Here is a 21727-nt window from a genome sequence, read left to right as displayed (position 1 = left end):
TCCTCACGAACCCTGCGGCTGGCGGGCCGAGTTGGTGTCCAGGCGCGGGCCCTTGGAGAGGAACTCCGACCACGCGATGGGCACCATGGCCGGAGTGACGCCCGAGTAGCCGAGCCGGATCTGCGCCTGGCTGGCCTCGGGGGCACCGCCCGGGGCGCCGCCCTTCGCCTGCGGGTCGGGGGCTCCGATCTTCGACTGCTCCGCATCGCTGTCACCGTTGGCCTGGACGGCGTACCGCAGGCCGGTGTCGGTGACCAGGAAGAGGGAGCCGCCGGCCGTGGTCTGCTTGCCCTGGACCTGGGTGTAGAGCAGCCCCGAGCCCGGGGTGACGTACGCGCTGGTGCCGCTGGCGGTGATGTCGATGGGGAAGCCGGTGCCGGCCCAGGTGCTCAGGGTCTGGTTGCCCTGGCCGTCGACCGCGCGGAGCACGTTGCAGACGGTGTCGCGGCCGCCCGGGCCGCCGGCCTGGGTCCCGGCGGGCGGTGCGCTCTGGTTGATCCGCTCGGTCTTCTTCTGCGGCCACCTGAGGTCGCCGGCGAACGGGGTGGCGTCCGGGCTGAGGGACTGGAGGTCGATCTCGCGGGCCTTGCCGTGCATGTTGAGGCCGTCCGTCGCGGGCGCCGAGATCAGCAGCCAGGCGACGAAGTCGGAGACCGGCGCGACCTTCCCCGGCAGGACCACGTAGTGCTGCGTGCCGGAGCCCGTCTGCGCCATGAGCACCATGCCGACCTTGTTGTCGGCGGTGATCAGGCCCTTGACGTCGGCGTTCGTGCCGGCCTTGGCGGGCAGCTGCGGGAAGGACAGGTCGTCGCCGGAGTTGAGGGTGCCCAGCCACTGCTCGGTGACCTGCCGCGGGGTGGCCCCGGTACCGACCAGGGCGTTGGTCATCGTGCCCGCGGCCGGAGTGCCCTCCGGGAACTTGTACTTCGTGCCCGCCGCGTCGACGAGGTAGCGCTCCTTGCCCGGGCCGGTGCTCTGCACGTACAGCGACTGGGTGTCGGTCAGCCGGCGCTGATCGTCCGTCAGGTGCGTCTCGCGGTCGGCGAGGACGAAGGCGGCGGTCTGCACCCCGCGGCCGTTGCCGCCCGGCTGCTGGCAGACGGCCCAGCGCTTGGCCTTGGCCGCGTCCGCCTTGGCGGGGAGCCGGTCGGGGGCGTACGGGATGCCGATGATGGGCCCGCGCGGCGGGTTGCCCTTGTCGAGGACCTTGTCGTCGACCTGGATCACCTTGAACTTCGAGGGATCGAGGAGGAGTCGGGCGGAGGCCAGGTTCAGCACGGGGTGCAGCCGGGTCTGGTCCTTGCCGTTCACCTTCGTCGTCAGGACCACGTAGCGGGTGGTCGAGTCCTTGCCGACGATGACCTGGGTTCCGGGGTCCGCCCAGCCCTTGGGAGCCGTCGGCTTGAACATGCCCCAGGCGCCGAAGCCGGCGAGCACGACCGCGGCGAGGATCAGTCCGGGCGCGACCGCGCGCAGCGGGCGCGGCGCGCCCTCCTCGGTCCCCGTCGCGGACGGCTGGAGGAACGCGGCCACCGTGCGCCGCTTCGCAAAGGTGTACGCGTTGAGCTCATCACGTCGTGATGCCATGACCGCCTGCTTCTCCCCGCACGGCCCGGTCGGTGACTACGGTCCCCGGGCCTCGATTGTCGGACCGGGCACCTACTATGCCTCTTGACGGAGGGTGCTCAGGGGCCGGGTAGGGTGAGGCTGCCGCTCAGCGCCTTCCGGACCGCGGTATTCAGGGGTCATCAGGGCATCAGGGCTTGTTGGGGTGGATTGAGGAGATTCCGGGGCCATGCGGCAGCTGTCGCGCAGCGCCGGGACTCATGGAGTCTGGCCCTGGAAAGGGGAGGTGCGCGAGTGATGGCCACCGCGACGCAGCCGCAGACTGGCGCGGCCGCACCCGCACGCGGCGGGGTGACGCCGCATCCGAAGTCGAGCCCCGGCCGCTTCGGCCCGTTCCGATTGCAACAGCTCGTGCTGCTCCAAGTGGCCGCGGCCGTCCTGTTGGTGGCCTGGGTGGTCGAACCGCTGCTGCTGGTTCCCGCCGGGGTTCTCGCGCTCGTCCTCGTGGTGCTCGCGGTCGTACGCAGGCACCAGCGCTCCCTGCCCGAGTGGATCGGCGGTGCGCTCGCGCTGCGCGCGCGGCGGCGCCGGGCAGCGTCCCTCGCCGTGCCCGCGGGCACCGAGCCCGGCCTGGCCCCGCTCGTCGAAGCCGACCCGGCGCTGCGCACCCTCACGTTCAGCGACCGTGAACGCCGGCCGGTCGGAATGATCGGCGACGGCACCTTCCTCACCGCGGTCGTCCAGGTCGACACGGACGCCACGGCGCTGCGGCCCGACCGGGGCGCGCGGCCGCTGCCGCTGGGGCTCGTACGGGACATCCTCGAAGTCGACGGCATCCGGCTGGAGTCCGCGCAGCTGGTGCAGCACACCCAGCCCGCGCCGGCCCCGCACCTGCCCGCGCAGTCGATGGCCACGCGCAACTACGCGCCGCTGCAGGCCCGCACCGGTACCCCGGCGGTGCGCCTCACCTGGATCGCGCTCAAGCTCGACCCGGAGCTGTGCCCCGAGGCGGTCACCGCGCGCGGCGGCGGACTGCCGGGCGCCCAGCGGTGCGTGGTGCGGGCTGCGGACCAGTTGGCGAGCCGACTGACCGGCGCCGGGTTCAAGGCCACCGTACTGACCGAGCAGGAACTGACGGCGGCCCTGGCCACGTCCTCGTGCGCGAACCCGATGGCGATCACCCAGGCCGGGCGGTCGGCCAGCACGGGGCGGCGGACGGAAGAGACCCCGCGGACCTGGCGCTGCGACGACCGCCGGCACACCACGTACTGGATAGGCCGCTGGCCGCAGCTGGGCGGTGCGGGGGCCGCGGCGCTGCCGCAGTTCGTGGCACTGCTGACCTCGCTGCCCGCCCTGGCGACGAACTTCAGCCTGACGATCGCCCCGGCGGAGCGCCAGGGCGTGACGCTGACCGGGCACGTCCGGGTGACCGGGCGCAGTGACGAAGAACTGGTCGCGGCGCGACGGGAGTTGGAGCGGACGGCGCGGGGCGTGAAGACCGGGCTGGTCCGGCTCGACCGTGAACAGGTACCGGGGCTGCTGGCTTCGCTGCCGCTGGGAGGGGCGCGATGAGGGGCGGTTTCGGGCTGGTCGGGCCGCGGCGGGAGCGGCACGTGGTGCCCGCCGCGGATCTGGACGTGCTGGCGCTGCCCGTCGGGGACGACGGGGTCGTCATCGGCGTGGACGCCGAGGGGCGGTCGGCGGTGCTCGGCATCAACCGGCCGACGCCGTACGAGGTGACGCTGATCGGCGGTCTGTGGACGGCGCAGGTGCTGGCGCTGCGCGCGGCGGCGACGGGCGCGCGGGTGGCGGTGGAGACGGGGCGCGGGCACGTGTGGTCCGGGCTGGCGCAGGCCGCGGGCGGCGGGCAGCAGTGCGTGACCCTGCACGAGGTGGGCCGGGTGCCCCCGCAGGGCGCGTCGGCGGGCAGCCCGGTGCTGGTGATCCGCGACTGCGGGATGCGGCCGCCGCGCGGGCGCGTGGTGGCCGGGCCCTGGCAGTCGGTGCTGACGCTGCTGCCGTATCTGAGCCCCACGGCGCCGCGGCTGCTCCAGCAGTCGTCGCTGGTGGGTGCGCAGCGGGTGTCGCCGGACGAGGCGGAGCAGATCGGCCGCCTGATGAGCCTGCCGCGGGCTGCGGTGGAGTCCCTGCCGACGCTGGGCGACGGGGTGACGTTGTGGTGTACGCCGCGTGACCGGCAGTTCGTGATGACCCAGGGGACGGACGCGGAGACGGGCCTGTTGGGGCCGGCGCGGCGGATCGACTGAGCGTCGGCGGGACCGACGGGGGCGGACACCGGTGCCGGGCCGCGATTAGGCTGAGCGTGGGCGCGGCGTCGAAGTGGGCGCCGGACCAGTGTTCGACAGACCAGGAGGACCAGTGAGCGGCGATCGGAACGAGAGGCGCGGCGGGACGTGGGACGTCCCGACGGACGATCAGTCCGACGCGGAGCCCGAACTGACGGGCGAGTTCACCATCGACTACACCCCGCCGGCCTGGTACACCCAGGGCGCGGCACCGTCCGCGCAGGTGCCGGGGCTGCCCGAGGGCAGCGGCTTCGAGCCCCACCGTCCGTCGGACGTGGCCTCGCCCCCGACGATGCGGATCGCTCCGCCGAGCCCGCGCCCGGCGTCCGACGGCGCGGGCCTGCCCCAGCCGTTCGCGGCTCCGGCCCCGGCCGAGACGCCGGCCCCGGCCGAGACGCCGGCCCCGTCGCCGTTCGCGACCCCGGCTCCGGCTCCGGCTCCGGCTCCGGCTCCGGCTCCGGCTCCGGCTCCGGCTCCGGCCGAGAATCCGGCACCGGCCCCGTTCGCGGCCTCGACTCCCGCCGACAGTCCGGCGCCCGCGCCTTTCACGGCACCGGCTCCGGCTCCGTTCGAGAGCCCTGCGCCCGCGCCGTTCGCGACCTCGGCTCCGTTCGAGACTCCTGCCCCCTCCCCGTTCGCTGCACCGGCTCCGGCCGAGAGCCCGGCACCCGCGCCATTCACGGCTCCGGCTCCGGCCGAAGCGTCGGCGCCCGCGCCCGCCGGGGCACAGGCACCCGTGCCCGCGTCGTTCACCGTTCCGGCTCCGGTCGAGGCTTCGGCCCCCGAGCCGGTGGACGCGGCACCCTCGTACCGGCCTCCGGCTCCGGTCGAGGTCCCCGCGCCCGCGCCGTTCACCGACCCCTCTCCGGTCGAGGCCTCGGCCCCCGAGCCGGTGGACGCGGCACCCTCGTACCAGCCTCCGGCGCCCATCGAGGCACCCGCGCCCTTCGGGCCGCCGGCTCCGGTCGAGGCTTCGGCGTCCGCGCCGTTCGCTCCCCCGGCACTGGCTGACTCGGCCCCGGCGTCCGCCGGGACGCCTGCGCCGTTGGACGGCGGAGCCGGTCCGCACGACACCCCCGCCGAGGGCACGCCCCTGCTGCCCACCGCCGGGCAGGCCGCGGCCGCGCCGGTCGGTCCTGAGGACGCGTCCATCGCCGCCGCGGGGCACCCGTTCGGGGGATCCGGTGGTGAACTGCCGCCGCTGCCGCCCACGTTCGCGGACCGGGCGGACCAGGACGGGTACTCGTTCCCGCCTCCGGCCCCCGCACCGCAGCCGCAGGCGGCGCCGCAGCCCCCGCACCACGACCCCCGCACCGGCGCCCAGTGGCCCAACGGCCAGCAACCGCACCAGCCCCAGCCCCCGCAGCCCCAGCCGCACGACCCCCGCTACTCGGCCGGCCAGACCTCCGGCGGTGCGCCGCTCGGCTACACGGCCGCCGTCGAGCTGTCCTCGGACCGTCTGCTGCGCAACAAGCAGAAGCCCAAGACCAGCAACAACAACAACGCCGGCGGCCGCTTCCGCTTCGGCGGCAAGGCGGCCGAAGCGGAGCGCCAGCGCAAGCTGGAACTGATCCGCACCCCGGTCATGTCCTGCTACCGCATCGCCGTCATCAGCCTCAAGGGCGGCGTCGGCAAGACCACGACCACCACCGCGCTCGGCGCCACCCTCGCCACCGAGCGCAAGGACAAGATCCTGGCCATCGACGCGAACCCCGACGCCGGTACCCTCGGGCGCCGCGTGCGCCGCGAGACCGGCGCCACCATCCGGGACCTGGTCCAGGCGATCCCGTACCTGCACTCGTACATGGACATCCGTCGGTTCACCTCCCAGGCGCCCTCCGGTCTGGAGATCATCGCCAACGACGTGGATCCGGCCGTCTCCACGACCTTCAACGACGAGGACTACCGCCGCGTCATAGAGACGCTGGGCCGCCAATACCCGATCATCCTCACCGACTCGGGCACCGGCCTCCTCTACTCCGCCATGCGCGGCGTCCTGGACCTGGCCGATCAGCTGATCATCATCTCGACCCCGTCCGTGGACGGCGCCAGCAGCGCCAGCACCACCCTCGACTGGCTCTCGGCGCACGGGTACGCCGATCTCGTCTCCCGCTCGCTCACGGTCATCTCGGGAGTCCGCGAGACGGCCAAGATGATCAAGATCGAGGACATCGTGCAGCACTTCGAGACCCGCTGCCGCGGTGTCGTCGTGGTGCCGTTCGACGAGCACCTCGCGGCCGGTGCCGAAGTCGATCTCGACATGATGCGGCCCAAGACCCGCGAGGCGTACTTCAACCTCTCCGCCCTGGTGGCCGAGGACTTCCTGCGGGCCCAGCAGCAGGCCCCGCAGGGCCACTGGGGAGCACCGCAGCAGCAGCCCCAGCAGCCCCAGCCGTACCACCAGCAGCCTCAGCCCCAGCCGCCGCAGCAGCAGCCGTACGGCCAGCCCCAGGGCCAGCCCCCGTACCAGCAGCCGCAGCCGCCCTACCCGCAGCCCGGCCAGCCCTACCCGCAGCCGGGCCAGCCCTGGCAGCAGCCCCCGGCACCGCAGCCGCCTCAGCAGCCGCAACAGCCCCCGCGCGACCCCCGTCTGGGCTGAGCCTGCGGCAGGGACAACAGGAAGGGCCCGTACCACCCCGGGATCGATCGAGATCCTGGGCGGTACGGGCCCTCGCCCGTTCGTCCGTCAGCCGTCGCTCAGCCGCTCGTCCGTCAACCGTTCGTCCGCGAGCGCTCCGCGTCGTACGCGTCCGTCAGCACCCGCGCCCGCTTCACGTCGTCCGCGATCGCCTCCAGCAGCCCGTCCAGCGACTCGAACTTCGCCATCCCCCGCACGTACGCGAGGAAGTCCACGGCCACGTGCTTCCCGTAGAGGTCCAGCCCGATCCGGTCGATCGCGTACGCCTCCACGGTCCGCTCGGTCGCGTCGAACTGCACGTTCGTCCCCACCGAGATCGCCGCGGGCATCCGCTCGCCGTCGGCGGTCAGCCAGCCGGCGTACACGCCGTCCGCCGGGATCGCGGTGTGCGGCTGCGTCTCGACGTTCGCCGTCGGGTAGCCGAGCTCGCGCCCGCGCTGCGCACCGCGCACCACCACGCCCTCGACCCGGTGCGGCCGGCCCAGGACCTCCGCCGCGCCCTCCATGTCGCCCTCGGCGACCAGCCGGCGCGCCAGCGTCGAGGAGAACGGCACGCCGCCGCCCGCCTCGCCCCGCTCGACCAGGTCCACGACCTCTACCTCGTAGTCGTACGTGGAGCCCAGCTCTCGCAGGAAGTCGACGTTCCCGGCGGCCCGGTGGCCGAACCGGAAGTTGGGGCCCTCGATGACGGACCGCGCGTGCAGCTTGTCGACGAGCACCTTCACGATGAAGTCGGCCGGGGACAGCTGCGAGAACTCCGCCGTGAACGGAAGGATCAGCAGCGCGTCCACACCCAGCCCGGCCATCAGCTCGGCGCGCCGGTCGTACGGGGCGAGGATCGGCGGGTGGCTGCCGGGTCGGACGACCTCGCTGGGGTGGGGGCTGAAGGTGACGACGACGGAGGGGACGCCCAGGGCGCGCGCCTTGGCCACGGCCCGTCCGATGATCAGCTGATGACCGCGGTGCACACCGTCGTAGGAGCCGATGGTGACGACGCTGCGTCCCCAGTCCTGGGGGATGTCCTCCAAGCCACGCCAGCGCTGCACTGTGACCGCTCCTCGCCCGAACCCGTTTAGGCCTTGTACTGATTGCCGATTACAGGTCTAAGACTGCCATGCCGGTGCCCCGTGCCCCGCATCGGCATCTGCGTCGGACGGCCGCCGTGGCATATCGTCACGTCACATCCGGTGCCGCCCCGCCGAGGGTCTCCACCGTGCGCCGCGCGCTCGGGCCCAGCAGGGCCGCCGCCTCCCCTCCCGGCTGCGCCATCCAGCCCGCCACGAGCCCGCCGAAGGCGAGGTCGGACCGGGCCAGCTCCAGCGTCCGCCGCTCGAACACCGCCGGCCCGCCCGGGACCGCGAACAGCCGCCGCCCGGTACGCCGCAACAGCTCCCGCGTACGTCCCTCAGGGCGCGCGGCGGTCCCGGCCGCGACCGCCACCAGGAACGAGTCGAGCACCCACGGATCCGTCTCCTCGCGCAGGAGTACGTCCGCCAGCTCGCCGCGCAGCGCGCACGAAGGCTCCCCGCCCGGCGCGGCAAGTACCGAGGCCAGCTCGGCCCGTACCGCCGCCGGGGCGGACCGCAGCAGGTCCAGGACCAGCCGGCGCAGCACGGGAGCGGCGGCCGCGCCCTGCTCCAGGCGCCGGTCGACGAAGGAAGCGGCGTGCGGAGCGTCCTCGGGACGGCCCGCCAGGTGGTCCCGTACGAGGTCGGCCGCCCGCCGGGCGAGGGCGGGAGTGGTCAGCGCGGCCAGGGCGCGCACCACCTCCCCGTCGGCCCGGGCCCGCAGCGCGTCGAACACCGCGTCGGGGTCGGGCAGTACGGGCAGCGCCGCGACCAGCGCCGCCGCGGGCAGCCGGGAACCGTGCTCGGGGGCCCGGAAGCAGGCGAGGGCGGCGGGCAGATGGCGGCCGCGCGCCTGCGGGTCGCGCAGCAGCACGGCCAGGGCGCTGCCGTGCAGGGCGGCGTCGGCGGGGCGGGCCAGCAGCGCCTGCGCGGCGTAGCGCAGCAGCTCGCGGTCGGCGGGGGTGCGCACGTGCGGGGCGGTGGCCATCCCGTACGCGGCGGCGGCGGCCCGCCGCGCGGGCCGTTCGTCGTGCGCCCAGCGGTCCACGGCCCGGCACAGGGCGGGGGGCTCCTCCTCGGCGAGTACGGAGAGCAGTTCGTCGGCGTGGGGGTCCGCGGCGGTGACGAGCGCCTCGGTCAGGTCGTCGAGGGCGAGGCGGCGGTGGGTGTGCAGCAGCGCCTGGGCGGCGGTGGCGACGGTGGCCCCGGGGCGGCCGCGCAGCCGCCGTCCGTCGGTGAACCAGGCGCAGAGCAGGGGCTGCGCGAGCCGTGGGTCCCGGGTGAGCCGGCGGGCGGCGGCGTCGAGGTAGCGGTCGCCGGGGGCCGCGTCGGCGGGGTCGGCGGGCAGCAGGCGGCGCAGCAGGTCGAGGCGGTCGGGCTCGGGCAGGCGCAGCCGGTTCCAGAACCAGCCCCCGAACTCTCCGGGGCCGGCGCGGGCCACGTGTTCGGCGAGGGCGTGCAGGACGGGGAGGTGGGGGTGCGCGTCGGGGGCGCGGAGCAGGCTCTCGCGCAGCAGGCGGGTCGCCCACCAGATCCGGTCCGCCCCGGATCCCGCAGCGGGTCCGGCATCCTGCCGGGCAGGCGATCCGGCATCCGGTTCGGCATCCGGCCGCGCATCCGGTCCGGCACCCGGCCGAGCCTCCGGTCCTGCCGCGGCCTCGGCGAACTCGTTGAGACGGTGGACCAGCCGCATGAGCTCCCCGCGCAGGGTGTCGGCGGGCAGTCTGCGCAGGGCCTCCAGGACGGGCCCGATCCGGTGCCGAGGTACGGGATCGGGCCCGGCGGGCCGGTGGACGAGGGAGTCGAGGGCGGTCGGGACGTCCAGGTGGCCGGCCTGGATCCAGTCGGACAGTTCCTCGTGGGCGAAGCGGTAGCCGGGTCCGGCGGGCACCAGCAGCCCCTCGGTGAGCACGGCGGAGGCCCATCCGGTGCGCCACGGGAACAGTTCCTCGAAGGAGGCCCGGTCGAGCGCGCCCTGCCCGTGTCCCAGACAGCGCCGGGCAGCCTCGTGGACCCGGCCGGCCACGCGTGCCGCGAGCCGCCTGACCCCGGGGCCGTGCACCTGGGCGGCTCCGGCCCGGGCGGCGGCGATACGGACGGCGGCGCGCAGGCACATCAGGTCCAGGTGGGCGTCGAAGACCTCGTCGCGGCCGGGGCGCCCGGCCGTGACCTCGGCGGCGCGGATCCCCGCGAGGAGGCCCAGGGTGAGCGGGTGCCGGCCGTCGGGCTCCCGGACGGCGCCCTCGGGAATGCCGAGCCGCGCCCGGGCGGTCGCCGCCTCGGCGGGGGTGAGGTCGCCGAGCGGGAGGGCCGGTGGCATCCGCCGGGCCGGGCGGGCGGGGGCGTACAGCACCTCGGGCGGGCAGAGGGCGCCGGCCCGTTCCCAGTGCTCGGGCCGGGCGGCGACCGCCAGCCGGGCCGCCGAGACCAGCGCCCGCTTCACCGCGTCGGCCAGCGAAGCGTCCCCGCCGCGCAGGTCCGCGCCGCGCAGCCACACGGTCGGGGCGGGACGGGTCCCGCGGGCCCGGCGTACGGCCAGCGCCGCCAGTGCCGTGGTGCGGCCCGTGCCCGGGGCTCCCACCAGGCCGAGGACGAGGCGGTCCCCCGCCGTGAAGGCCTCCAGTTCGGCTGCGGTCCCCGGTCGCTCCACGGGTTCCCGGCCGGGGACGGCCGGGGGCAGGGATGCACCGAGGGTGGCCCGGGTCAGTTCGAGTACTCCGGCGAGGTTCAGGTCCGGCCCGTACGCCGGGACGGTCGCGGCGTTGCGTTCCAGCAGCGCGGCCAGCGGGCCGGCCGGGTCGGCTCCGGCCGCCGCCCGCAGTGTCACCGCGAAGCCGCCGGAGCGGTGTTCCGCGCGCAGAGCGGTGCCCAGTACCCCGAGCACCGCTCCGGTCTCCGCGTCGAGGACCGGACCCCCGCAGGCCTCCCCGCCCAGGCTCAGCGCGTCCCGCCCGTCCGTTCCGATCGCCAGCTCGACCGCCGAGCTCGCGGGCACGGCGTGCAGCCGGTCGGCCGCCGGGTAGGTGACCTCCGCGCCCCCCAGCACCCGCGCCTGCCGCCATCCGCGGGCGGGCAGCCGCACGTACGTCCCGGGAGCGATCGCCTCGCGCGTCGCCACCGGAAGCGGCCGCACCCCGAGTCCGTCGGTCCGTACGAGGGCCAGCGCGAGCCCCGGCAGCGCGGTCACGTCGCCGGCCTGGGCCAGCCACGTCCGCCCGGCCGGGCCGGGCCCGTGGAGCACCACCTGGCTCAGGCCGTCGACGGCCTCGTGACTGGTGACCACCGTCCCGCGGTCGTCGGCGACGAATCCGCTGCCGCGCGCCCGCCCGGCGAAATCGCAGATTGTGACGAGCTCCGTCATGGCCGCACCACTCCCCCGCAACGCCCCGTGCTCACGACGGTAGGCAGGTGAAGATCAGCACGAAAAGCATGCGAGGCGAACGCGCCCCCTAACGCTCCCTCCATTCACTCCGAGCGCCTGCTCGGACGGGTGAATACGAGGGTCCGGGTGGATAGAGACCTACCCGAGGGGGGTCGTGGAGCGGTGAGCGGCAGTGCATGTGCGCTCACCGCTCCACGTCAACGGACTCCGGAGCCACGACACCGGCCGGACGGGGCACCGGCCGGACGGCACCGGAAGGCGCCGGGTCAGACGAAGACCGCGAGGGACTTCGCCTTGCCGCCCTTGCTCTCCACGAGCCCGAGCAGGTTCCCCTGCGGCCCGAAGACCGCGACGGTCTGGCCGGCCCGGTACTCCTCCGGCATGTCGATCCGGACGCCATTGGCGAGCAGCGAGGCCCGCCGGGCGTCCAGGTCCCAGCGCGGGAAGGCCGCGGCCGCCGCCTCGCCGATCGGCATGACGGTCAGCTCCTCCTGGAGCTGGTCCAGGGTGCGCGCCCGGTCGATCTTGTACGGCCCCACCCGGGTGCGCCGCAGCGCGGTCAGGTGACCGCCGACGCCCAGGTCGGCGCCCAGGTCACGGGCCAGCGCGCGGATGTAGGTACCGCTGGAGCAGACGACGGAGACGACGAGGTCGACGACCTTCGTGCCGTCCTCGGCCTCCGCGTCCCGCATGTCGTACACGTGGAACGAGGAGACGGTCACCGGCCGGGCCGGGATCTCGAAGTCCTCGCCGTCGCGAGCGCGCTTGTAGGAGCGCACGCCCTTGATCTTGATGGCGCTGACCTTGGACGGGATCTGCATGATCTCGCCGGTCAGCTTGGCGATGCCCGCGTCCACGGCCTCCCGGGTGACCCGGGCGGCGTCCGTGGAGGAGGTGATCTCGCCTTCGGCGTCGTCCGTCAGGGTGTTCTGGCCCAGCCGGATCGTGCCGAGGTACTCCTTCTCCGTGAGCGCGAGGTGGCCGAGGAGCTTGGTGGCCTTCTCGACGCCCAGGACCAGCACGCCCGTCGCCATCGGGTCCAGCGTGCCGGCGTGGCCCACGCGGCGGGTCTTGGCGATCCCGCGCATCTTGGCGACCACGTCGTGCGAAGTGAAGCCGGACGGCTTGTCGACGATGACAAGGCCGTCCGGAGTCTTCCCTGCGTTGCTGCTCATTCCGCTGCTGCGTCCTCGTCGTCCTCGTCGCCCGGCTTCTTGTACGGGTCGGCGTCGCCGGCGTACTTCGCGCCGGAGGACACCTCGCGCACCTGGGCGTCGGAGGCGCGCGCCTTGTCGAGGAGGTCCTCGATGGTCTTGGCGTTCTCCGGGAGGGCGTCCGCGACGAAGGTCAGGGTGGGCGTGAACTTGGTGCCCGCCGCCCGGCCGACCGCGGAGCGCAGTACGCCCTTGGCGCTTTCCAGGCCCGCTGCCGCGCTGGCCCGGTCCTCGTCGTCGCCGTAGACCGTGTAGAAGACCGTGGCCTCCCGCAGGTCGCCGGTGACCCGGGTGTCCGTGATGGTCACGTGCGTGCCGAGGCGAGGGTCCTTGACACCGCGCTGCAGCTTCTCGGCCACCACCTCCCGGATGAGGTCCGCCAGCTTCTTCGCCCGCGCATTGTCGGCCACTGGTCCGTCTCCTTCTTATGTCTTGCTATCAGTCTTCATCACCGTGGAGGCGCCGTCGTACGGACAGCAGCTCCACTTCCGGACGTGCCGCGACCAGCCGCTCGCAGCGGTCCAGTACATCCGAGAGGAACCCCGTGTCCCCGCTCACCAGAGCGACCCCTATACGGGCCCTGCGGTGCAGGTCCTGGTCGCCCACTTCAGCCGCGCTCACGGAGAACTTGCGTTGGAGCTCGGCCACGATGGGCCGGACGACGGAGCGTTTCTCCTTCAGCGAGTGGACGTCGCCGAGGAGCAGATCGAAGGACAGAGTCCCCACGTACATGCAGTTCCGGATATCCCGCCGGTGCGGGTTCGGTGGCCTGCCGGCCGTCGCTCGGCAGGGTCACCAGAACCGTACACGCAACGGCCGGGGCCGATCGACGGATATTCCGCCGACCGGCCCCGGTATTACGAGTTACGACACGGTGCGAACCGCCTCGCGCTTACGCGCGGGGCTTCTCGCGCATCTCGTACGTCGCGATGACGTCGTCGATCTTGATGTCGTTGTAGCTGCCGAGGTTGATACCGCCCTCGAAGCCTTCGCGGATCTCGGTGACGTCGTCCTTGAAGCGGCGCAGACCGGAGATGGTGAGGTTCTCGGCGATGACCTTGCCATCGCGCAGGAGCCGCGCCTTGGTGTTGCGCTTGACCTCGCCGGACCGGATGAGGACACCGGCGATGTTGCCCAGCTTGGACGAGCGGAAGATCTCGCGGACCTCCGCCGTACCGAGCTCGACCTCTTCGTACTCCGGCTTGAGGAGACCCTTCAGGGCCGCCTCGATCTCCTCGATGGCCTGGTAGATCACCGAGTAGTAGCGGACGTCGACGCCCTCGCGGTCCGCCATCTGCGCGGCACGGCCGGCCGCACGGACGTTGTAACCGATGACGATGGCGTCGGAGCCCATCGCCAGCGAGATGTCGGACTCGGTGACCGCACCCACACCGCGGTGCAGGACGCGGATGTCGACCTCTTCACCGACGTCGAGCTGGAGCAGCGAGGACTCGAGAGCCTCGACCGCACCGGACGCGTCGCCCTTGATGATGAGGTTGAGTTCCTGGACCAGACCGGCCTTGAGGACCGAGTCGAGGTCTTCCAGGGACACCCGGCGGACACGCTTGGCGAAGTTGGCGTTGCGCTCACGCGCAGCACGCTTCTCGGCGATCTGACGGGCCGTACGGTCCTCGTCGACGACGAGGAAGTTGTCGCCGGCGCCGGGGACGTTGGTGAGACCCAGGACCAGGACGGGGGTCGACGGACCCGCTTCCTCGACGTTGTTGCCCTTGTCGTCGAGCATGGCGCGCACTCGGCCGTAGGCGTCGCCCACGACCATCGTGTCGCCGACGCGGAGGGTACCGCGCTGGACGAGGACGGTGGCGACGGCACCGCGGCCGCGGTCGAGGTGGGACTCGATCGCAATACCCTGAGCGTCCTGCTCCGGGTTGGCGCGGAGGTCGAGCGAGGCGTCGGCGGTGAGGACGACGGCCTCGAGCAGGGAGTCGATGTGCAGACCCTGCTTGGCGGAGATGTCGACGAACATCGTGTCGCCGCCGTACTCCTCGGCGACCAGACCGAACTCGGTGAGCTGACCGCGCACCTTGACCGGGTCGGCACCCTCGACGTCGATCTTGTTGACCGCGACGACGATCGGGACGCCGGCGGCCTTGGCGTGGTTGAGCGCCTCGATCGTCTGCGGCATGACGCCGTCGTTGGCCGCGACCACGAGGATCGCGATGTCGGTCGACTTGGCACCGCGGGCACGCATGGCGGTGAACGCCTCGTGACCCGGGGTGTCGATGAAGGTGATCTTGCGCTCTTCACCGTTGACCTCGGTACCGACCTGGTAGGCACCGATGTGCTGGGTGATGCCGCCGGCCTCGCCCGCAACGACGTTCGTCTTGCGGATGGCGTCGAGCAGTCGGGTCTTACCGTGGTCGACGTGACCCATGACGGTCACGACCGGCGGACGCGGCATGAGGTATTCCTCGCCGCCCTCGTCCTCGCCGAACTCGATGTCGAAGCCCTCGAGGAGCTCGCGGTCCTCTTCCTCCGGGCTGACGATCTGGACGACGTAGTTCATCTCGCCGGCCAGCATCTCGAGCGTCTCGTCGGAGACGGACTGCGTGGCAGTGACCATCTCGCCGAGGTTCATCATCACGGCGACGAGCGACGCCGGGTTGGCGTTGATCTTCTCCGCGAAGTCGGTGAGGGACGCACCGCGCGACAGGCGAACGGTCTCGCCGCCGCCGCGGGGCAGCATCACGCCGCCGACGGACGGGGCCTGCATGGCCTCGTACTCCTGGCGCCTCTGACGCTTCGACTTGCGGCCACGACGGGCCGGACCGCCGGGACGGCCGAAGGCACCCTGCGTGCCACCACGGGCACCGGGACCACCGGGACGCCCGCCGAAGCCGGGACGACCGCCGCCACCGGCACCGGCCGGACCGCCGCCGAAGCCGCCGCCACCGGGACGGGGACCGCCGAAGCCGCCGCCGCCACCGGGACGCGAGCCCGGACCGGCCGGACGGCCGGCGAAGCCGCCGCCCGCGGGACGACCGGCGCCACCGGGACGACCCGCGCCGCCCGCACCGGGGCCACGGCCACCGGGGCCGCCACCGGGACGGGGACCGGGACCACCGGCAGCGGGACGCTGCGGCATCATGCCCGGGTTCGGACGGTTACCACCGGGAGCACCACCCGGACGCGGGGCGCCGCCCTGCGGACGGGGCATGCCACCGGGGGTCGGGCGACCGGCGCCCTGGCCCTGCGGACGCGGAGCGCCGCCGGGACCGCCCTGCGGGCGGGGAGCACCCTGACCGCCACCGGCGCCGGGGGCACCGGGACGGGGCGCGCCGGCCGGACGGGGCGCCTGCGGGCGCGCCATACCGGTGGAGCCACCAGAGGTGAAGGGGTTGTTGCCCGGACGGGGACCGGCCGGACGGGCGCCCTGCGGACGCGGGGCCGCGCCACCGGGGCGCGGGGCCTGGGCACCGGGAGCGGTGCCGGCCGGACGCGGGGCGCCGGGACGGGCGCCGGCCTGGCCACCCTGGGCCGCCGGACGCTGCTGCGCCGGACGGGGGCCGGGAGCCGCGGCGGGACGCTCGGTGCGCGCCGGGGCGGCCGGAGCCGCCGGAGGCGCGGAGAACTCGGTCGCCACGGGCGCCGCCGGAGCGGGCTTCGGGGCGGCCGGAGCCTTCGGGCCGGGACGCGGGCCGGATGCGGCCGGAGTCACCGGGGCGCTGACGGCCGGAGCCTCGGCAGCGGCGGGCTTGGGAGCCACCGGTGCGCCGGGCTTCGGGGCAGCAGGACGTGCCGCAGCGGCCGGGGAGGGCGCTGCGGGCTTGGCGGGCGCGGCCTTGCGGGGCGCGCCGGGCTTCGCAGCGGACTTGCCGGCGTTGCCGCCGGGCCCCTGCAGTGCGTCAGTCAACTTGCGTACAACCGGCGCCTCGATCGTCGAGGACGCCGAACGGACGAATTCACCGAGTTCTTGGAGCTTGGCCATGACGACCTTGCTCTCCACCCCGAACTCCTTGGCGAGTTCGTATACCCGGACCTTAGCCACTTCGCTCCTTTTAGGTCCGGGTTACGCCGGACCGTTGCTACTTCATGGGCGTACTCATCGCGTACTCATCGAGTGCTCATCGCAATCTCGACCTACTTCCAACTCGCGAGGTACCTGACCGCACGGGGTATCCGTGCCGTTCTACGTCTTACGGTGTCGCCTCGGCCTGAACGGCCAGGACTTTGCGCAGTTCCGTCGTGTCGAGCGCTCCGGCGGACCGGAGGGCCCGGGGGAACGCCCGGCGGCGGACCGCCTGGTCGAGGCAGACCACGGCAGGGTGCACATATGCACCCCGGCCGGGCAGCGTACCGCGTGGATCGGGGACGCATTCGTCCTCGATCGCCACGATGCGCAGCAGATCGCTCTTGGCCGCTCGCTCCCGACACCCCACACAGGTTCGTTCGGGGCATGCGCGGGCTTGCGTCCGGCCAGACACGCCTAAGTCTACCTCCCCGCACCGACCCTCCCCCGACAAGTTCCGGGCGAAAATCGAACGGCTGTTGTGTTGTGGTGATCCACGGGGCCGGTGTAAGGCCCCTCGTGGTCCCTGTCTACCGCCCGGGCAGCCCCGGGCGGTACCGGTTTATTCCCCGTCGCCGTCCGAAGGCTGCTCGGTGTCGGGACGGATGTCGATGCGCCATCCGGTGAGCCGCGCGGCGAGGCGGGCGTTCTGGCCCTCCTTGCCGATGGCCAGCGACAGCTGGTAGTCGGGCACGGTCACCCGGGCGGAACGGGTGTCCCAGTCGACGACCTCGACCTGGCTCACCCGGGCGGGTGACAGCGCGTTCGCGACCATCTCCGCCGGGTCGTCCGACCAGTCGACGATGTCGATCTTCTCGCCGTGCAGCTCTGCCATCACGTTGCGCACGCGGCTGCCCATCGGGCCGATGCAGGCGCCCTTCGGGTTGAGGCCCGAGCGGGTGGACCGTACGGCGATCTTGGTGCGGTGACCGGCCTCACGGGCGATCGCGGAGATCTCGACGCTGCCGTCGGCGATCTCCGGGACCTCCAGCTGGAAGAGCTTCTTCACGAGGTTGGGGTGCGTGCGCGACAGGGTCACGGAGGGACCCCGGACGCCCTTCGCCACGCGCACGACGTACGCCTTCAGGCGCAGACCGTGCGTGTACTCCTCACCGGGGACCTGCTCCTGCACGGGCAGGATGGCCTCCAGCTTGCCGATGTCGACGAGGACGTTCTTGGGGTCCTTGCCCTGCTGGACGACGCCGGTGATGACGTCGCCCTCACGGCCGGCGAACTCACCGAAGGTCAGGTCGTCCTCGGCGTCGCGCAGACGCTGCAGGATCACCTGCTTGGCGGTCGTCGCGGCGATCCGGCCGAAGTCCGACGGGGTGTCGTCGAACTCCTTGGGCTCCTGGCCCTCTTCGAGGTCCCTCGGGTCTTCCGTCGCCCACACGACCACGTGACCGTTGGTGCGGTCCAGCACGACGCGTGCGCGGCGGAAGCTCCCCTCGGTCCGGTGGTACGCGATGAGGAGGGCCGACTCGATCGCCTCGACGAGCAGGTCGAAGGAGATCTCCTTCTCCCGGACCAGACCCCGCAGGGCACTCATGTCGATGTCCACGACTACGCCTCCTCTTCCTTCTTGTCCTTGCGGCTGAACTCGATCTCGACACGCGCCTTGGCGATGTCGGTGAAAGCAATACGGCGGGCGGTCGCCTTGCGGCCCTTCACACCCGGGACTTCGAGGTCCAGTCCCTCGTCGTCGAGGTCGAGGATGCGGGCGATCAGTTCCCCGCCCTCGGTCAACTGGAACTTCACGAGACGGCCGGTCGCCCGTACGTAGTGACGGTGCTCGGTCAGCGGGCGGTCTGCGCCCGGCGAGCTCACCTCGAGGACGTACTCGTCCTCGCCCATCACGTCGGTCTCGTCGAGCAGGTCGGAGACCTCGCGACTCAGCTCGGCACACGCGTCCAGCTCCACGCCCTCGTCGGAGTCCACGATGATGCGCAGCATCCGGCGCTTACCCGCCCGGGACGTCTCGATCTCTTCGAGGTCCAGGCCCTTGGCGGCGACGAGCGGCTCCAGCAATCCGCGCAGCCTGTCGCTCTGGGTGGTGCTCATCCGGGTGACTCCTCGGCCGCGTGTGCTGTTGTGGTTTCCGTCGTGCGTCAGGTCAAAGGGTATCCGGTCGCGGAGGGTGTTGCCGTCCGCCCTGTGGACGGGGCCCCGGGTACCGTGATCACACCCTGCCCCGCCATCACCCCCGAGGACGTCGCCCGTGCCCTGGACTCCGCCATCGAGACCCTCGCGCAGGAGCCTGCTCGTCGGAGGCGCCGGCGCGGCCGGCGCCGCGCTGCTCAGCGGGTGCTCCGGCACCGGTTCGCCCGGCACCGATGCCGGGATTTCACTCGAACAGCGGATGCGGGAAGCGGCTGTTCGTGACAGTGCGCGACTGCTGGAACGTTACGACGCCACCGGCGCCGCCCATCCCGCCCTCGCGGAGCGGCTCGCCCCGCTGCGCACCGCGGTCGCCGCGCACGCCGCGGCGCTGGCCCCCGTATCCGCGGGCTCGCCGTCGCCGGCCGTCTCCTCGTCCCCGTCCGGCGGTACGGGGGCGGCCGCTCCCGCGCCGGGCGGCGAGCCGGTGCCGCCGAACCCCGCCGAGGCCCTGACCGCCCTGGCGGACGCGGAACGCAGCCTGTCGGAGGCCCGGACCATCGACCTGGCAGGGGCGCCGGGGGAACTGGCCCGGCTGCTGGCCTCGGTGGCCGCCTGCGGCGCCGTACACGCGTACCTGCTGACCTCGACCCCCGGAGCCACGTCGTGACCCCCGAACCCTCCCCCGCCGGCCGGGCCCTGGAGGCGGCGCAGGCCGCACTGGCCGCCGAGCACGCGGCCGCGTACGGCTACGGGGTGATCGGCGCCCGGACCACCGGGGGCCGCTCGACGGAGGCCCGCGAGGCGTACGGCGGCCACCTCGCGCGGCGCGACGCCCTCGCCCGGACCGTGCGGGAGCTGGGCGGCGCGCCCCGCCCCGCGGAGGCGGCGTACGCCCTGCCGTTCGAGGTGCGCACCCCCGCCGACGCCGAACGGCTGGCCGCCGACATCGAGGACCGGGTGGCGGGCGCGTACTCCGACCTGGTGCGGGCGGCGGAGGGCCCGCTGCGCCGCATGGCGGCCGACGCGCTGAGCGCGGCGGCCGTCCGCGCGGCACGCTGGCGTGGTGTCGGCGTAGCCTTCCCTGGGCTCACGGAAAAGCGCTGAAGTGGCACAACGGGCCCAGCACAGCTGAAAGGGACCACGCACGCATGGCTTTCGAACCGCCGCAGCGGCTTGTACGGGCGCTCGGCGAGATGCCGGAATCGGCGCAGGACGCGGACTGGCTGCGGCAGTTGCCCCGGCTCACCGAGGCCGCGCTGGAACGGCGTGGGGTACAGCCCCAACGGGTGCAGGCTCCCGGCGGCCGCAGCAGCCTGGTCGTCCTCGTCCGGTACGCCGACGGGACCCCGGCCGCCCTGAAACTGGCGCCCCCGCACGCCCGGCCCGACCGGGAGCTGGCCGCGCTGGCGCACTGGGGCGGTTTCGGGGCCGTACGGGTCCTCGACTCCCGGCACCACGAGGAGGACGGGGCGCTGCTGCTGGAGCGGCTGCACCCGGAGGTCTCGCTGCGGTCGCTGCCGGAGGCCAAGGCGCTGCTGGAGGCCAGCGGCACGCTGCGCAGGCTGTGGGTGGCGCCGCCCGCCGGGCACTTCTGGGAGACGGTGGCGGAGCGGTCGGAGCAGCAGTCGGTGGCGCTGCGGGCGGCCCCGGCGGAGATCAAGGCGCTGGCCGACTCGGCGCTGGCGATGCGCGACGAGCTGGTCGCGGCCCCGCCGGAGGAACTGCTGCTGCACGGGAACTTCCGGCAGGGCAAGGTCCTCGGCGGCGAGCGCGCCCCGTGGCTGACGGTGGGCCCCGACCCGCTGGTCGGCGAGCGCGCGTACGACCTGGCGCGGCTGGTCCGGGACCGGCTGGAAGACCAGATGGCCACCTCGGCGGGGCCGGCGGGCGCCCGGCGCCGGGTGAACAAACTGGCCGACGTCCTGGAGGTGGACCGGGACCGGCTGCGGGGCTGGTCGGTGTTCCGCGCGGTGGAGTCGGGGAACCGGGCGCTGGCCGCCGGGCGCCGCCGGGACGCGGAGCTGCTGCTGGAGTTCGCGGCCTGGCTGTAGGGCATACCGTTTAGTAGAGACAGGTACGTCCGGCAGGGGGCCGTCATGGTCGAAGAACTGCTGACAGCGGCGATCGCCGCCGGTGTGGGCGTCGCGGTCTACATGGGCGCCGCGGCCCGGGTGGTGAAGCAGTACGAGCGGGGCCTGGTCTTCCGCTTCGGCAGGCTGCGCGACGAGATACGGCCGCCCGGCTTCGCGATGATCGTTCCCGTGATCGACCGGATCCACAAGGTGAACATGCAGATCGTGACGCTGCCGGTGCCGGCTCAGGAGGGCATCACGCGGGACAACGTCACGGTGCGGGTGGACGCGGTCGTGTACTTCAAGGTCGTCGACCCGGCGAACGCGATCGTGGAGGTGGAGGACTACCGCTTCGCCGTCTCACAGATGGCGCAGACCTCGCTCAGGTCGATCATCGGCAAGTCGGACCTGGACGATCTGCTGTCCAACCGGGAGATGCTCAACCAGGGCCTGGAACTGATGATCGACAGTCCGGCGGTGGGCTGGGGCGTGCAGATCGACCGGGTCGAGATCAAGGACGTGTCCCTGCCGGAGACGATGAAGCGGTCGATGGCCCGGCAGGCGGAGGCGGACCGGGAGCGGCGGGCCCGTGTGATCAACGCGGACGCGGAGCTCCAGGCATCGCACAAGCTGGCCGAGGCAGCGGAGGTCATGTCGGAGCAGCCGGCGGCGCTGCAGCTGCGCCTGCTGCAGACGGTGGTGGCCGTGGCCGCCGAGAAGAACTCGACGCTGGTCCTGCCGTTCCCGGTGGAACTGCTGCGCTTCCTGGAACGCGCGGCTCCGGCGCCGGCCACGGGCGAAGCCCCGCCCCCGGCCGTCTCCGGCCCCCCGCCGGGCCCTCCGGCCGAGGCCGTGCCGGGTCCCGCGCCGGACGCTCCCGCCCCTGCGGCGGCCCCGGAACCGAGCCTGTCCGAAGCCCCGGCTTCCGCCTCCGCCGCGACGCCGGAACCGAGCCTGTCCGAAGCCCCGAGCCTGTCCGAAGCCCCGTCCCCGGACGACGCCTCGCCCCCCGGGGCGGCAACCGGCCCGGTCGACGGCCCGTCGCAGAGCGACGCCGCGGCCTCCCGGCCGGTGACCGGCCCGGCCCCGGGCCTGTCTCTGAACGGTTCGCCGGCGCCCCCGGGGGACGCCACGGCGCCCCGGGCGGTAACCGGCCCGGGCGGCGGCCTGTCCCTGGACGGTGCGCCGCCGCCCCCGGCGGGCCTGGACGAACCGTGCGGCTAGGCGGCGGCCGCTGCGCGGAGCCTTCCCCCACCCCGCCCCTTCACGAACCGGGCTCCGCCCGGACCCGCGCCTCATACGCCGGCGAGGCTGGATTCGGCTGATGCCCGGCGTTTGAGGCGCGGGGCCGG

The 21727-nt window shown here is 73.6% G+C and carries 17 protein-coding genes; 7 read left to right on the top strand and 10 right to left on the bottom strand.

Features of this window, described 5'->3' with window-relative positions; all coding sequences use genetic code 11:
- Window positions 1–3 precede the first annotated feature (3 nt).
- Window positions 4–1587 (bottom strand): type VII secretion protein EccB, encoded by a 1584-nt coding sequence (eccB, locus tag AB0D48_RS12520; protein WP_362394304.1) that lies wholly within the window; start codon window positions 1585–1587, stop codon window positions 4–6.
- 276 nt (window positions 1588–1863) lie between these two features.
- On the opposite strand from eccB, the gene eccE reads away from it, so the two are divergent.
- From eccE to AB0D48_RS12505, 3 genes are all read left to right on the top strand, one after another.
- The gene (eccE, locus tag AB0D48_RS12515) at window positions 1864–3138 is read left to right on the top strand and encodes a type VII secretion protein EccE (protein WP_362394301.1); all 1275 of its coding nucleotides are present in this window, start codon (window positions 1864–1866) and stop codon (window positions 3136–3138) included.
- The gene (locus AB0D48_RS12510) at window positions 3135–3833 is read left to right on the top strand and encodes a hypothetical protein (RefSeq protein ID WP_362394298.1); all 699 of its coding nucleotides are present in this window, start codon (window positions 3135–3137) and stop codon (window positions 3831–3833) included. The genes eccE and AB0D48_RS12510 overlap by 4 nt, the downstream gene beginning before the upstream one ends.
- Before the next feature lie 112 nt (window positions 3834–3945).
- Window positions 3946–6471, top strand: coding sequence for an SCO5717 family growth-regulating ATPase (locus AB0D48_RS12505; protein ID WP_362394295.1), 2526 nt, complete (start codon window positions 3946–3948; stop codon window positions 6469–6471).
- 113 nt (window positions 6472–6584) lie between these two features.
- Here AB0D48_RS12505 and AB0D48_RS12500 read toward each other — a convergent pair whose 3' ends face one another.
- From AB0D48_RS12500 to rimP, 9 genes are all read right to left on the bottom strand, one after another.
- Window positions 6585–7556, bottom strand: a complete 972-nt coding sequence (locus AB0D48_RS12500; RefSeq protein WP_362394292.1) for a bifunctional riboflavin kinase/FAD synthetase — start codon at window positions 7554–7556, stop codon at window positions 6585–6587.
- A gap of 127 nt (window positions 7557–7683) precedes the next feature.
- The gene (locus AB0D48_RS12495) at window positions 7684–10938 is read right to left on the bottom strand and encodes a serine protease (protein ID WP_362394289.1); all 3255 of its coding nucleotides are present in this window, start codon (window positions 10936–10938) and stop codon (window positions 7684–7686) included.
- A 287-nt stretch (window positions 10939–11225) separates the two neighbouring features.
- Window positions 11226–12134 (bottom strand): tRNA pseudouridine(55) synthase TruB, encoded by a 909-nt coding sequence (gene truB, locus AB0D48_RS12490; RefSeq protein WP_362394286.1) that lies wholly within the window; start codon window positions 12132–12134, stop codon window positions 11226–11228.
- The gene (rbfA, locus tag AB0D48_RS12485; RefSeq protein ID WP_362394283.1) at window positions 12131–12583 is read right to left on the bottom strand and encodes a 30S ribosome-binding factor RbfA; all 453 of its coding nucleotides are present in this window, start codon (window positions 12581–12583) and stop codon (window positions 12131–12133) included. Before rbfA ends, truB begins: the two co-directional genes overlap by 4 nt.
- A gap of 28 nt (window positions 12584–12611) precedes the next feature.
- Window positions 12612–12905: a DUF503 domain-containing protein gene (locus AB0D48_RS12480; RefSeq protein ID WP_030161467.1), complete on the bottom strand. Its 294-nt coding sequence runs from the start codon at window positions 12903–12905 to the stop codon at window positions 12612–12614.
- Window positions 12906–13065: 160 nt separating this feature from the next.
- A complete protein-coding gene (infB, locus tag AB0D48_RS12475; protein ID WP_362394280.1) occupies window positions 13066–16182 on the bottom strand; it encodes a translation initiation factor IF-2 in 3117 nt (1038 codons plus the stop codon).
- A 148-nt stretch (window positions 16183–16330) separates the two neighbouring features.
- On the bottom strand, window positions 16331–16618 hold the full coding sequence (locus AB0D48_RS12470) for a YlxR family protein (RefSeq protein ID WP_362394277.1): 288 nt from the start codon (window positions 16616–16618) through the stop codon (window positions 16331–16333).
- A gap of 147 nt (window positions 16619–16765) precedes the next feature.
- Window positions 16766–17764 carry a transcription termination factor NusA gene (gene nusA, locus AB0D48_RS12465; protein WP_362394274.1) on the bottom strand — a complete coding sequence of 333 codons (999 nt, stop codon included), beginning with the start codon at window positions 17762–17764 and terminating at the stop codon, window positions 16766–16768.
- 2 nt (window positions 17765–17766) lie between these two features.
- On the bottom strand, window positions 17767–18264 hold the full coding sequence (gene rimP / locus AB0D48_RS12460) for a ribosome maturation factor RimP (RefSeq protein ID WP_362394272.1): 498 nt from the start codon (window positions 18262–18264) through the stop codon (window positions 17767–17769).
- 157 nt (window positions 18265–18421) lie between these two features.
- Between rimP and AB0D48_RS12455 the strand changes: the two genes are divergently transcribed.
- The 4 genes from AB0D48_RS12455 to AB0D48_RS12440 are packed head-to-tail and all read left to right on the top strand — an operon-like array spanning window position 18422 to window position 21599.
- The gene (locus AB0D48_RS12455; RefSeq protein WP_362394269.1) at window positions 18422–18970 is read left to right on the top strand and encodes a hypothetical protein; all 549 of its coding nucleotides are present in this window, start codon (window positions 18422–18424) and stop codon (window positions 18968–18970) included.
- The gene (locus tag AB0D48_RS12450) at window positions 18967–19407 is read left to right on the top strand and encodes a ferritin-like domain-containing protein (protein ID WP_362394266.1); all 441 of its coding nucleotides are present in this window, start codon (window positions 18967–18969) and stop codon (window positions 19405–19407) included. Before AB0D48_RS12455 ends, AB0D48_RS12450 begins: the two co-directional genes overlap by 4 nt.
- Window positions 19408–19451: 44 nt before the next feature.
- A complete protein-coding gene (locus AB0D48_RS12445; protein ID WP_362394264.1) occupies window positions 19452–20354 on the top strand; it encodes an aminoglycoside phosphotransferase family protein in 903 nt (300 codons plus the stop codon).
- A 45-nt stretch (window positions 20355–20399) separates the two neighbouring features.
- Window positions 20400–21599, top strand: a complete 1200-nt coding sequence (locus AB0D48_RS12440) for an SPFH domain-containing protein (RefSeq protein ID WP_362394261.1) — start codon at window positions 20400–20402, stop codon at window positions 21597–21599.
- Window positions 21600–21727: the final 128 nt, after the last annotated feature.

The organism is Streptomyces sp. NPDC048269 (assembly GCF_040652395.1).
GTDB lineage: Bacteria > Actinomycetota > Actinomycetes > Streptomycetales > Streptomycetaceae > Streptomyces.
Note: the sequence above shows the minus strand (reverse complement) of the source record. Positions and strands in the feature narration are given on the sequence as shown.